Source organism: Natronorubrum halobium (assembly GCF_051351675.1).
GTDB lineage: Archaea > Halobacteriota > Halobacteria > Halobacteriales > Natrialbaceae > Natronorubrum.
Window position 1 is genome coordinate 3186133 of sequence record NZ_CP195595.1, and the last position, 12621, is coordinate 3198753.

The window sequence follows — 12621 nt, forward strand, 5'->3', positions numbered from 1 at the left end:
AGTGCGATTCCGACCGTTTTTCGCCGACTCTACGGCGCCGAGAGCCAGGTGATACAGATATCTTTTCCGGACGCGTACACACCTCGATGACGCCTCGAATACCCGTACGGACGAACGACCGGAGACGCGACCACCGACGAGAGAGACCGCACCCCGCGGACGCGACCGCCCGTCTCGAGCGCACCGAGTCCCAACTGCGGGACGTCACCGCTCGGCTGGAACGGGTCGAATCTCGGCTCCCGTTGCTGGAGAACACGGTCCGTGCAATCGCCAGACAGGCGGGCGTTTCGGTCGGCTGTCCGTGTACCCGCTGCGAGCGGAGTTACCTCCTGGTCGCCGACGGCATGATGACGTGTCCGACGTGCGGCTACCAGCAGTCCATCTGAGGACGGCGCTGCCGTTCGAGACCGGTCGATAGGGCGGCCGATCGGTACCGACGTGGCTCGCAATCACGACGCCGGTCCGATTCTCGATCGGTTCGACCGGACGGCCGCGGCTTCGTTCCGGCCCGCTCGACGGGTTGCAAGCACATGACTGGATGAGCATTACCACCCAGTTAGTCGAAACGCCGGTACGGCGGTCGCCCGCCCCGCGTTATCACTCGTGTCTCTGCCGGGATGCCTGACCGTCGACTTACCGATGACTACGGACGAACCTACCGAGCACGACCAAACGGCGAATCGATCGGACGAACCGACTGACGGCGGTGGACCGGACGCGGACAGCGGTACGAACGTAGACGGCGATACGGACGCGGACCCCGACGCGCAGCAGCCGCGATCGGACGGCTCCGGAGAGGCGTCCGAATCGGCCTCGAGCCAGGCCGGAACCAGCGACGATCGCGAGGGAGAGATGGACGAGAACAGCAAGCAGGAGCAACTCGACGACGTTCGGGAGAACGCCGAGGGGGAGGACCTGACGACCGACCACGGCGTCAAAGTCAGCGACACCGACAACTCGCTCAAGGCGACCGAGCGCGGGCCGACGCTGATGGAGGACTTCCACTTCCGGGAGAAGATGACCCAGTTCGACCACGAGTCGATCCCGGAGCGGGTCGTCCACGCCCGCGGGACGGGCGCCCACGGCTACTACGAGCCCTACGAGGATCCGGACCTCGAGGGGTTCGACGACGTTTCGGAGTTGACGAAGGCCTCCGTTCTCACGGACTCGGACCAGAAGACTCCCGTTTTCGTTCGCTTCTCGACGGTCGTCGGCTCGCGGGGATCGGCGGACACGGTCCGGGACGTCCGCGGCTTCGCCACGAAGTTCTACACCGAGGAGGGGAACTGGGACCTGGTCGGGAACAACATCCCCGTCTTCTTCATCCAGGACGCGATGGAGTTCCCGGATCTGGTCCACGCGATCAAACCCGAACCCGACGACGGGATGCCACAGGCGTCGGCGGCCCACGACACCTTCTGGGACTTCGCCTCGCTCAAACCGGAGATCACGCACATGATCATGTGGGTGCTCTCCGGACGAGCCCTGCCTCGCGCCTACCGCATGATGCAGGGCTTCGGCGTGCACACCTTCCGACTGGTCAACGACGAGGGCGACTCGAAGTTCGTCAAGTTCCACTGGACGCCGAAGTTCGGCACCAACCAGCTGGTCTGGGACGAGACCCAGAAGATCGCCGGCAAGAATCCGGACTTCAACCGTCAGGACCTCTACGACGTCATCGAGGCCGGTCACGAACCCGAGTGGAAACTCGGGGTCCAGATCTTCGGCGAGGAGGAGGCCGAGGCGTTCGACTTCGACGTCCTCGATCCGACGAAGATCGTCCCCGAAACCGAAGTCCCCGTCCAGCCGATCGGCCGGATGGTCCTGAACGAGACGCCGGACAACTTCTTCGCCGAGACCGAGCAGGTCGCGTTCCACCCCGGGAACGTCGTCCCGGGCATCGACTTCTCGAACGATCCGCTCCTGCAGGGCCGGCTGTTCTCCTATCAGGACACCCAGCTCAACCGCTTCGGCAGCGCCAACTGGGACGAGATCCCGATCAACCGGCCGGTCGCCGAACGCCACAACAACCAGCGCGCCGGCTTCATGCGCCAGGAGATCAACCAAGGCAAGGCCTCCTACAAGCCCAACTCGATCGGCGACGACGATCCGCAGGAGGTCTCCGAGCAGGAGGGGGGCTACGAACACTACAACGAGAAGATCGAGGGGAAGAAGATTCGCAACCGGAGCGAGAGCTTCCAGAATCACTTCGATCAGGCGCGACTGTTCTGGAACAGCATGAGCGAGCCCGAGAGGGAGAACATCATCGACGCCGCGCACTTCGAACTCGGGAAGGTCGACCGCGTGGAGATCCGCGAGCGGATGGTCTACGACATGTTCAACAACGTCGACCACGAGTTCGCCAAGCGAGTGGCGGAGGGGATCGGGATCGAACCGCCCGAGGAACCGGGCGATCAGATCGCCGACCACGACCGAACCGATCCCTCGCTCAGCATGCTGGACCGAACTCCCGACACGATCGAGACCCGCAAGGTCGCCGTCCTCGTCGACGACGGCTTCGACAGCGACCACCTCGAGACGATCGAATCCACCCTGGAAGACGAGGGCGCCCGCGTGAAGATCGTCTCGAAGATTCTCGGCGACAAGGAAACCGAGAGCGGCGATACCGTCGAGGCCGACAAGAGCCACGTGACGACGGAATCAGTCCTCTTCGACGCCGTCTTCGTCCCCGGCGGCGAGAGCGTCGACGCGCTGCTCGAGCAGGGCGACGCCAAACACTTCGTCGCGGAGGCGTTCAAGCACAAGAAACCGATCGCCGCGCTCGGCGAGGGAACAGAGTTGCTCGAGGCGGTCGAACTGCCCGACATCGAGATCGCCGACGACGGAGAGGGTCCCGTCTCCGCGGACGGCGTCGTGACGAGTCGCGACGGCGACCTCGAGGCGTTCGCCGAGGCGTTCGTCGACGCCATCGCCGAGCACCGCCACTGGGAACGGAGTCCGAAGGAGGTTCCCGCGTAGGGTTTCGGCCGAGTCTCCGTCGAGTTCCGGTCTCGAGACCGCGTTCGCGACGCACCGACGGTCGATCAGCGAGGCTACGAGGGGTCGTGAGTACGAGAAAACGCGATACCGCGACCTGCATTCCCTGTCGACCCAGTTTCCACACTCGGTCTGCTAAATATTTGGACTTACTGATACTATAGCCTTTTCGGTGGTTGCAGTGCGTGAGAGACGCCGCGACGGACCGCGGTCGGCTAGCGTTGCTGGACTATTCATCGCGCGAAACACTCCGCTCGAAACGAGAGTCACGGCGATTGGGTGGCGGGAAAGGCTACCGGAAACCCAACGCGTCTATACGTCTCTGTGGTGGGTTTCGAGCATGACGACAGTCGTCGAACTCGAGATTCCGGCTGATCGCCTCGGGGCCGCCCGGACGTTCGATCGGGTGCCGACGTTCGAGTGCCAGATCGGTGGAATGATCGGGGATTCTCCGCCGTTGGTCTGGGTCATCGGTCCGGATCGCCGAACCGTTCACGAGGCGCTCGAGGCGGACCCGTCGGTCGACGTGATCGCGAGTTTGACGGACGGTGAGCGGAGCCTCCGAAACGGGACCGAATCCGACGACCGCGACCGCTGGCTGTTCAGACTCGAGTTCGGAGACGGTGTCAAACTGTTCGAGCAGATCGTCGCGGAGAACGGCGGGGCCATTCTGGCGGCCTGCGGCGAGAACGGAACGTGGTCGGTGAAGTTGCTCTTTCACGATCGGGAGTCGCTCTCGGAGTGTTACGCGCTGTTCGAACAGTACGACTACGACGTCGAAGTCACGCGACTGACCGGAATGGACGACTTCGAGAGCACGCAGACGCACCTGACCCAGACGCAGTACGAGACGATCTGCAAGGCCCACGAACTCGGCTACTTCGATATTCCCCGCCAGATCACGCTCAAGGAACTCGCCGCCGAACTCGACGTCTCTCACCAGGCGCTCTCGGAACGACTTCGGCGGTGTCACTCCTCGCTCGTCAGCGCCGAGTTGACCGATCGAATGCAACCGACCGCGATCGATCCCTGAGCGCACGATTCCGCCGACGACTGGCCGAGTCACGCCGCTCGTGAACGACTCGCTGTCCCTGTCACGACGAGCGACGACTGGGGCGCGTCGACTGCCTGTGTCCGGCGGACCGACTCGGTGCCGTACTCGCTGCTCGAGAACTGAACGACGACACGCCGAATCGCGACGGTGACTCGCGGTGAGGAACTACTATCGATCCTCGGGTCTCACAGACCGGAAATTTTCAGGGTCTCCGGAGGGAATTATATTCTGGTGCAGAGAACAGATCGACAAAGAGAGGCGAATGTACACTTTGAACTCCGGTATAGGCGAATATACCGCAACAGGTAGCTTTATTATTGGACGGAAACAAATATTCGATGTCGGCGAGACGCCGACTCCGCGACACACTACCGCGTGCGACGAAGCGCCGGTGGATCACTCGTGCTCAATCACGGCGGCTGCTCGTGGCTGTGTAGCCGCCTATTTTAGATTCCGCGAGCCGTCCCACCGTGTACTATCGCCGCTTCTGAACGGTTTCAGGCGGGACGACGAACGGCTCGCCCTCGTTTTCGAACCATCCAGACGTTCGAGACCGGGAGCCGTTGGGCTCCCGAAACGGGGAAGATACTTATTCGCCCTCTGCTGGTGTTAGAGTATCGACAATGGCGCCAACTGCGTCTCCAACTCAGCAGGCCGGCGAGCAGACGTCTCGAGACCCCGAGGCGGACGACTCACTGGAGCCCGACGATATCTATCACATCTTACAGACACGGCGACGACGTGACGCGCTCCGGTACCTTCGGGCGAACGACGACCCGGTGCTGTTGAGCGACCTCGCCGAACAGGTCGCCGCCTGGGAACACGAGACGACCGTCGAGAATCTGCACTCGGACCAGCGCCAGCGCGTCTACATCTCGCTGTACCAGTCGCATCTCCCGAAACTCGACACGCGCGGGATCATCGACTACGACAAAGACCGCGGGACGATCACGTCGACGTCGATCACCCCCCGGTTCGATCCCTATCTGGCGGGACTCGAGGCGTCGGACTCGAGCGATCCGTGGCCGTACCGATACGCGGGGGCCGTCGGCTGTTGCGGGCTGTTTCTCGCCGTAATCGCGAGTGGTATCGTCGCGATTCCGTGGCTCGTCGCATCGGTGTTCACCGTACTGGCGTTCGCCGCCGTCACTGCCGCGCACGTCTACGCAGTGTCGGTTGACTCGTGACATGAGTAGAATAGCGAACTCGAGTAAGCGGCCCGCGCGAACACGACGAAGCGGCGACCGTCAGTCGGCGCAGGAAGCGGGTGCCGTGTTCGATTCGCGGGCGGCCTTGGTCTTGAGGGCGCGGTGAGCGTAGAAGGCGACCGAGAAGTCCTGTGGGCTGGGGATCGAACAGGCCAGCCAGCCGATCCCGACCGCAGTCAGGATCGGCGAGTCGACCGGCACGCCACGCATTCCGAGTGCGAAGACGGGTGCGGCCAGGAGGAACGGGGAGAGCGCCGCAACCCGAAGATGCCAGGTGGGTTCGCGGCCGGTCGGATCCGGCCGGACTACCGCCCACGGACAACTTGCCAGCAGACCGACGACCCCGTCGGTCCGATCCGGAAAGTAGGTCACCGTGTAGTCGATCCGAGCGAGTCGAAGGGTCAGTGCGTGCAGCCACTCGTGGACCACCAGTCCGGTGGCTACCGCGAGGACGAGCGCACCGCCAGCAACCGCCACGTCCGTTTCGATCATGTGGGGACACGTGAGATCGATACCCGATTCCGACCTCGCTCCGGGTCGATGATCCGTTCACTGCCGGTCAGTGAGCCGTATCGTCATCTCACGTACTCGCTTGGAGGGACCGTCCGCGAAAGGCTCTCCGGATTCACCTGTTGAGCTATTAAGTTCCTGTTCGCTCATCGCCGACGCGTTGCTCCGCACCGCCGAGACGTCGCTCTCGTCGGTCACACGGCCGACAGTTCCCCGGAGACGATCCCGCTAGATCCCCGGCGGAGGCGACCGCCCACCGGCCGGCCAAGGGTTAAGTATTGTAAGGTGTTACCTAGGCCCATGGCATCCAGTGAACCCCTCGAGTTCGGCCACGACGACCGCAAACAGATCTACGAGCACGTCGAGCGCCACGGGGCCGTCGATCCCGACGACGTTCAGGAGTCCCTCTCGATCGACCCCAGCGGGTTCCGACACCACGTGGCGATCCTCAAGCGCGACGGACGACTCGAGGAAGAAGACGGGAAGCTCCGGGTGACGATCGCCGCGGGGGCCGAAGAGGAGTACGTCTCCGAGGATCTCGAGTTCCACATCCGGCCGGCTCGTCAGGAAGACCTCACCGGGATCGTCGGGGCGATTCGGCGGGTCGCCGAAGAGAAGACGTACATCGAGGCCGAGAGCGTCGCCGACGAGATCGACCATCAGGACGCCCTGTTGCGGCACAACGAAATCGAGTCCCGGATGTTCTTCGTCGCGACCGTCGACGACGAGGTCGTCGGCTGGGTCCACCTCCACGCGCCGGAACTGGAGAAGCTCTCCCACACCGCCGAGCTCACCGTCGGCGTCATCGAGGAGTACCGCGCCCACGGCATCGGCTCCCACCTCCTCTCGCGCGGGCTCGAGTGGGCCGGCTCCAACGGCTACGAACGGGTCTATCAGAGCGTTCCATCGAGCAACGAGGACGCCATCGCGTTCCTCGAGGCCCACGACTGGGAGACCGAAGCCGTCCGCGAGGACCACTACAAGCTCAACGGCCACTACGCCGACGAGGTGATGATGGCGCTCGAACTGTAACGCCGTCCGATCGGTTTCCCGTACCGTGCGACACGCGTACTTCGTCCTCCTCGCGAGCGTCGAACCGATTCGCCCGTTCTCACCCGATCAGATAGCTCCGATATCGCCGGAGGGCGGTCCCGTACGCCGCTCTCGAGACCCCGACAACGACGACCGTCCCGACGAGCAGCGCGCTCACTCGAACGGCCGCGATCGGTATCCCGACCGCCGCAATCCCCTCGTAAACCGTCGCCACGTTGCCCAGATAGGCCGGCGAGCCGGCGAGCGATACGATCCCGAACGTTTTCCCCATTCTGCGGATCCAGGCTGTCCCCAGTTCGCCGTACACCGGGACGTCGGTGAAGAAGAACGGAACGGGGACGAGCGTCGACCGCTCGACGTCCATGCCGATCGCCAGCGCGACCGTCGCGGTACACGCAGCGACGGCAATACCGAAGCCGACGATTCCGATCGTCTCCGCGACACCGGCCGGACTCACCACGCCGATCGGGAGAACGACGACCGCGACGAGCGGGACGGCGGCGGCGAGTGCGGCCAGCACGACGCCGCGGACGTACTGCCGTCCGTCGACCGTCGTGAGCAACATCGGCAGCCCCTGGTACTCGACCGCGATCGGACCGGTCCCGAAGGCGAAGCCGGCCGCGAGTCCGAGGGCGACCGCGAACAGCAACAGAGTTGGAACCTCGAGGATACCGAACACCGGGAAGAGCACGAGACTCGCGAACAGGAGGACGTATCCGATCGACAGCAGTCCGTACGGGACTCGCCGCGCGCGAAGCCAACGCACTCGAGCGACCGTGAGAACCGGTCTCGAGACTCGACCGCCGAGCAGCCGTTCGGACCACCCCGAAGCGACGAGGGAGCGAGAGCCGTGCGGTTCCGTCACCCCGGTCGGATCGCGCTCCCAGATGCGGCGAGCGAGAACGGTCGTCGAAGCGACGAGCGTCGGGACCGCGAGGACGGCGATTCCCAGTGCGCCCAGCGCCCGACCCGGTTCGACACCGATCCCGCCGCCGGCACCGACCAGCGCGAGGTCGACGAACCACGCCACCGGTTGCGTCTCGAGGACGCTCAGAAGGGGCGCGATCGAAACCGACGTCTCCCGTAACAGGAGCCACAGCGCGACAAGGGGGACCCAGCCGAAGACGACGAGCAGGTCCCGGTAGAAACCGCCTCGAGCCAGCCGCATTCCGACGAGGTGGACGGCGAGTCTCCCGGCGGTTCCGAACGAGCCGGCGACCGCCGTCAGACCCGCGACCGCGACGACGACCGTGAGCGCGACGGACGGCGATCGGAGACCGACTGCGACCCCCACTGCGACGCCACCCGTCGGCAGGGCGAGCGTGGCGGCGACTCGAGCGAACACGAAACAGCACAGTCCGAGCGCCGGGACGGATGCGGGGACGGCGGTGAGGTGTAATTCAGGAGATAGTTGCTCGAACCGGTCGCGGGTGAGCCGTGCACTTCGGAGCACAACCGAGACGAACGCGACGGCCGAGACGATCCACGGCCCGCCGAGGGGGACCGCTCCGTCCGCAGCGAGATCGCGGCCGACGACGTAAGCGGCCGCTCCGAGCACGACGGTCGCGACGAGCAGGGCAACGGATCGAACGGGCCGTTCGGCCCACGGTCCGCCGATCTCGCGAGCGTGGCGCGTCCACTCAGTCCGTGCAATTCGCACGGCGTGGTGGATCCTGGGTTCGTTCATGCCCGATCGTTCGCTGTGGAACCGTCCCGATTCATGAATCGACGTGTAAACTGGGATACCATACTTCTTTCGGATAGGGGTCGACGCACTGATAGCCGCCGCGCGACGCGACGTTCGCGCGGACTAACAGGGTCCCCACTCGAGCCTTCGGACCTCCTGATCCCGGAAATCGACAATCGCGACGGCCGTCTCACAGCTACGACGAACGGGGGACGGCCGAACACGATACTTTATGTGACCGTTCGGAGAACGGAGAGGTATGCGTTTTAGTACCCCACTGCGGTACGAGTTGGAGGGGTGGGGGGAGTCGAGCGCCGCGATCGTCGCGATGGGACTCGCGCTCGCGACCGTCGGTATCGTCCAGACGATCACGTCGCCGGCCGCACAGCCGATCGTCGCGCTCGAATTGTTCGTCTCGTTTCTCGTCCCGACCGGACTCGCAACCGGCGGCTACTGGCTGGCCAGTCGAAACGTCTCGCCGGACGTCCGGTTTCGGGTCACGACCTGGGTCTCGATCGGAATCGTCGCCGCCTGCGGACTCGGCGGCTGGCTGTTGGTTTACGTGTCCCTCGAGGGCGGCACGATCCACGAACCGCTGTCGCTCGTGACGACGCTCGCGGCGGTCGGCGGCGCGACCGGATTCGTCGCGGCCGTTCACGCGTCGCCGCGGATACTCCCGACCGATTCGACGGGCGCGGTCGAGTCCGCTCGAGAGACGACGGGAGAGCGCGAGTCCGCACGCGACGACGCGGAACGAACTTCCGCGTCCGAAGCGACGGCCGACCTCGAGGACGAGACGGTCCTCGAGCCGACCGCCGGTGCGTCGGCTAGCGCACTCGCCGTGACCGTTCCGGAACCAGCTACGGACCGTCCGGTCGCATCCTGCGAGGCCGCGACGAGTCTCGAGGCTACCGCTCCGTCCGAACCGATCGTCCCCGACGAAACCGATCCGTTGGCCCCGTCACCGGGCGACCTCGAGCCGAGCGTCGAACGGGTTGCAGCCGTTCCGGAAACGACGGAGGCGGTGCTCGAGGTCCTGCGGGACGAGCGAGCACGCATCGTCCTCGCGCATCTGTACCACGACGCCGACGGAACGCAGTCGCTCGACGACCTCGCGCGCGTCGTCGCTGCCCACACCGACCAGCCCGCTGCGACCGCGGTGGCCTCGCTCCGGCACGCGACGCTCCCGCTGCTGGATGCCGTTCGAGCGATCGACTGGGATCCTCACGCCGATCGCGTCAGCGCACCGGAACACGCGGTCTTCGAAGAAGGCGTTCGCGACGCGTCAGCACTGCTCGAATCGTTCGAGCCGGGCACCCGGTAGCCGTCCCTCTCTTCGTACCTACGCGGGACTCTCTTCGTGTTCCGCGATCTCGAACAGTTCGTCGTACCCCTCGTCGTCGGGGAGCTGCTCTTTCAGATCCTCGAGCGCGCCCTCGGTGACGGCTTCCTCGACGACGTCGACGACGACCTGTGCGTGGAAGGCGGCGTCGGCCGCATCGTCGTCGCCGATCTCCTCGCGCTCGGCGACGCGGTCGACGAACTCGTCGAACGCGAACCGTTCGACCTCGTCGACCTCCTCGAGGAATCGGCCCAGCTCTTCGGGAAGCTGGGCGCCGAGGTTCTCGGCCTCTCCGGGCTGGATTCGCTCGGAGAGCGTCGTTAGCGTGGCACGGGAACTGCTCAGCGCGGCCTCTCGGGAGTCGAGCTGTGCACGGTGTTGGACCTCGCCGATGAAGTCATCGTACTGCATGGGTGCCCATCCACGCGCGTCACTGGTGAGTCTGAACCCTTCAGTCGAAGGGGTATCACCGGTAACCGATGCTCAGCGGAGCGGCGGTCCGTACCCGCCAGTGACGGGTGACGGAACCGAAAGACAGTTTGAGGGGACGATGCTACGGAGAGGCATGCTTTCGATCGCGCTTGCCGGGAAACCGAACGCCGGCAAGTCCACGTTCTACACCGCGGCGACGATGGCGGAGGTCGACGTCGCCAACTACCCCTTCACGACCATCGACGCCAACCGCGGAGTCAGCTACGTCCGGACGGAGTGTCCCTGCCTCGAGCGCGAGGAGCGCTGCAACGCCGACAACTGCGAGGACGGCAAGCGCTACGTCCCGATCGAACTGCTCGACGTGGCGGGACTGGTGCCGGGCGCCCACGAGGGGAAGGGACTGGGCAACCAGTTCCTCGACGAACTCACGAACGCGGACGTCATTATCAACGTCATCGACGCCTCCGGCGGGACCAACGAGAAGGGCGAACCCGTCGATATCGGCGAACACGACCCGCTCGAGGACATCGACTTCGTCGAGGAGGAGATGGACCTCTGGCTCGCGGGTATCGTCGAGAACAACTGGGAGTCCGTCGAGCGCAAGTCTCGCTCGCCCGATTTCGACATCGACGACGTCCTCGCTGACATGCTCTCGGGCTTCGGTGCGTCGCCGACACAGATCGCGAAGGTGCTTCGGGAACTGGACTACCCCGAGGATCCGATCCAGTGGGAGGACGACCACCGCGAGGAACTCGCGCGGTTGGTCCGCGAACGGACCAAGCCGATCGTCGTCGCGGCGAACAAGATCGACGTCGCGCCCCAGGAAAACGTCGAGATGCTACTCGACCTCGACAAACCCGTGATTCCCACCACTGCGGAGGGCGAACTCGCCCTTCGCCGCGCCGCGGAGAACGGGCTCGTCGACTACGACCCCGGCGACGGGAGCCTCGAGATCGGCGACGGCGTCACCGACGCCCAGCGCGAGGCGCTCGAGGGACTCGCCGAGACGATGGGCGAGTGGGACGGCACCGGCGTACAGTCCGCGCTGAACTACGCGGTCTACGAGTTGCTCGAGTACCTCACGGCCTACCCGGTCGAGGACGCCGCGAAGTGGTCCGACGGGAGCGGGAACGTCCTTCCAGACGCCTTCCTCCTGCCGGACGGCTCGACGCCCGTCGACCTCGCCTACGCCGTCCACTCCGACATCGGCGACGGCTACCTCCACGCCGTCAACGCGAAGTCGAGTCGGGAAGTCAGCGACGGGTACGAACTCGAGGAAGGCGACGTGATCAAGATCGTTAGCACTAACTGATAACCACCTGTCGCAGAGAGCCGATATTTTCATACTGTTTGGAGCAGCCAGAGAGACGGGCGTCCTTCGACTCACTCCAGTGGCTGTGCGTAATCGACTTGCTTCGGCTGGAAGTTCGTATTACGGTAAAACCGGCGTGCGCCCTCGTTCTGCCATTCGCAGGAGACTTTGAGATGGTCACATCCTCGCTCGCGAGCGAGTTCTCTCACGCGCTCGACGACCGCCGTACCGTGGCCTTGACTTCGGTCGTCCTCGTCGATAGCGATGTTCACGATACGAAGGTACTTCGAGTACTTCCGGGAAGGGTGACGGCCCTCGCGGAGCGTGACGAAGCCGATAGTCTCGCTGTCGTGAACGATGAGGTAGTCCGTGATGTCCTCGTTATCGAGGTGAGCGCGGAAGCCGTCGTCGGGGACCTCGTGAACGTCCGCGTAGGCGAGATCGTTCATCTCGGAGTACTTCTCCATCCCCGTTGCGAGGTCGTACCAACGGTCGACGAGCGCATCGAGATCGTCTGCGGTAGCTTCGACGAGTTCCATACGCGGATTCCTCAACGCTCGCTCTTTAGGTTTCGCTCGGTGTGTTTGGCTCTGGTACGTCACGCATCTGCTCTACGAGAGATTCTGTGACCCCGTCGTACAGAAACCTGATAAATAGTGGTAAAATCGGAGCCGTTGCTCCCTACTCGTTTTCGAGCGCGTCGTAGATATCTCGATTCGCGTCCCGGTCAGCCGCTGCCACCCGCTGGACGAGTTCTCGTCGGATGTCGTCCATCACTACCCCGATAATACGCTATTCGTTAGGTATACGGCTTTTACGCCCGTTCCTGTACGTAGAGGTCCATGGTGGAGAAAACGTTCGCCGCGGACGAACTCAGTCGTGACGAAGCCGCCGAACACCTTCGATCACTGGCCGACGAACTCGAGGACGGTGACGGTATCGAGATGACGAGTCCCAACTGACGGCCGCACGGTGCAAATTCGATCCCGTCGGGTCACTGCGTTCTAGCTGGACGCGGCGGTCTGT

Annotated in this window: 11 protein-coding genes; 7 read left to right on the plus strand and 4 right to left on the minus strand. The window is 64.4% G+C overall.

The window, feature by feature from the left end; translation table 11 throughout:
• The first annotated feature begins 86 nt into the window (after nucleotides 1-86).
• The 4 genes from ACSFC7_RS15780 (at nucleotide 87) to ACSFC7_RS15795 (ending at nucleotide 5238) form a co-directional block, all read left to right on the plus strand.
• Nucleotides 87-386, plus strand: coding sequence for a hypothetical protein (locus ACSFC7_RS15780; protein ID WP_436343777.1), 300 nt, complete (start codon nucleotides 87-89; stop codon nucleotides 384-386).
• 253 nt (nucleotides 387-639) lie between these two features.
• Nucleotides 640-2979, plus strand: a complete 2340-nt coding sequence (locus ACSFC7_RS15785) for a catalase (RefSeq protein WP_436343778.1) — start codon at nucleotides 640-642, stop codon at nucleotides 2977-2979.
• 358 nt (nucleotides 2980-3337) lie between these two features.
• Nucleotides 3338-4030 carry a helix-turn-helix domain-containing protein gene (locus tag ACSFC7_RS15790; protein ID WP_436343779.1) on the plus strand — a complete coding sequence of 231 codons (693 nt, stop codon included), beginning with the start codon at nucleotides 3338-3340 and terminating at the stop codon, nucleotides 4028-4030.
• Between the two features lie 644 nt (nucleotides 4031-4674).
• Nucleotides 4675-5238 carry a DUF7344 domain-containing protein gene (locus ACSFC7_RS15795; protein ID WP_436343780.1) on the plus strand — a complete coding sequence of 188 codons (564 nt, stop codon included), beginning with the start codon at nucleotides 4675-4677 and terminating at the stop codon, nucleotides 5236-5238.
• 60 nt (nucleotides 5239-5298) lie between these two features.
• Here the strand turns inward: ACSFC7_RS15795 and ACSFC7_RS15800 are convergent, their stop codons facing one another.
• On the minus strand, nucleotides 5299-5751 hold the full coding sequence (locus ACSFC7_RS15800) for a hypothetical protein (RefSeq protein WP_436343781.1): 453 nt from the start codon (nucleotides 5749-5751) through the stop codon (nucleotides 5299-5301).
• Nucleotides 5752-6069: 318 nt separating this feature from the next.
• Here ACSFC7_RS15800 and ACSFC7_RS15805 point away from each other — a divergent pair, with 318 nt between their 5' ends.
• Nucleotides 6070-6801, plus strand: coding sequence for an N-acetyltransferase family protein (locus tag ACSFC7_RS15805; RefSeq protein WP_436343782.1), 732 nt, complete (start codon nucleotides 6070-6072; stop codon nucleotides 6799-6801).
• Between the two features lie 79 nt (nucleotides 6802-6880).
• On the opposite strand, the gene ACSFC7_RS15810 is transcribed toward ACSFC7_RS15805, so the two are convergent.
• The gene (locus ACSFC7_RS15810; RefSeq protein ID WP_436343783.1) at nucleotides 6881-8509 is read right to left on the minus strand and encodes a hypothetical protein; all 1629 of its coding nucleotides are present in this window, start codon (nucleotides 8507-8509) and stop codon (nucleotides 6881-6883) included.
• A 259-nt stretch (nucleotides 8510-8768) separates the two neighbouring features.
• On the opposite strand from ACSFC7_RS15810, the gene ACSFC7_RS15815 reads away from it, so the two are divergent.
• On the plus strand, nucleotides 8769-9833 hold the full coding sequence (locus tag ACSFC7_RS15815; RefSeq protein WP_436343784.1) for a DUF7344 domain-containing protein: 1065 nt from the start codon (nucleotides 8769-8771) through the stop codon (nucleotides 9831-9833).
• An 18-nt stretch (nucleotides 9834-9851) separates the two neighbouring features.
• Here ACSFC7_RS15815 and ACSFC7_RS15820 read toward each other — a convergent pair whose 3' ends face one another.
• Nucleotides 9852-10262: a DUF2267 domain-containing protein gene (locus ACSFC7_RS15820; protein ID WP_436343785.1), complete on the minus strand. Its 411-nt coding sequence runs from the start codon at nucleotides 10260-10262 to the stop codon at nucleotides 9852-9854.
• Nucleotides 10263-10416: 154 nt separating this feature from the next.
• On the opposite strand from ACSFC7_RS15820, the gene ACSFC7_RS15825 reads away from it, so the two are divergent.
• Nucleotides 10417-11595 carry a redox-regulated ATPase YchF gene (locus ACSFC7_RS15825; protein ID WP_436343786.1) on the plus strand — a complete coding sequence of 393 codons (1179 nt, stop codon included), beginning with the start codon at nucleotides 10417-10419 and terminating at the stop codon, nucleotides 11593-11595.
• A gap of 71 nt (nucleotides 11596-11666) precedes the next feature.
• Here the strand turns inward: ACSFC7_RS15825 and ACSFC7_RS15830 are convergent, their stop codons facing one another.
• On the minus strand, nucleotides 11667-12134 hold the full coding sequence (locus ACSFC7_RS15830) for a GNAT family N-acetyltransferase (protein WP_436343787.1): 468 nt from the start codon (nucleotides 12132-12134) through the stop codon (nucleotides 11667-11669).
• Nucleotides 12135-12621: the final 487 nt, after the last annotated feature.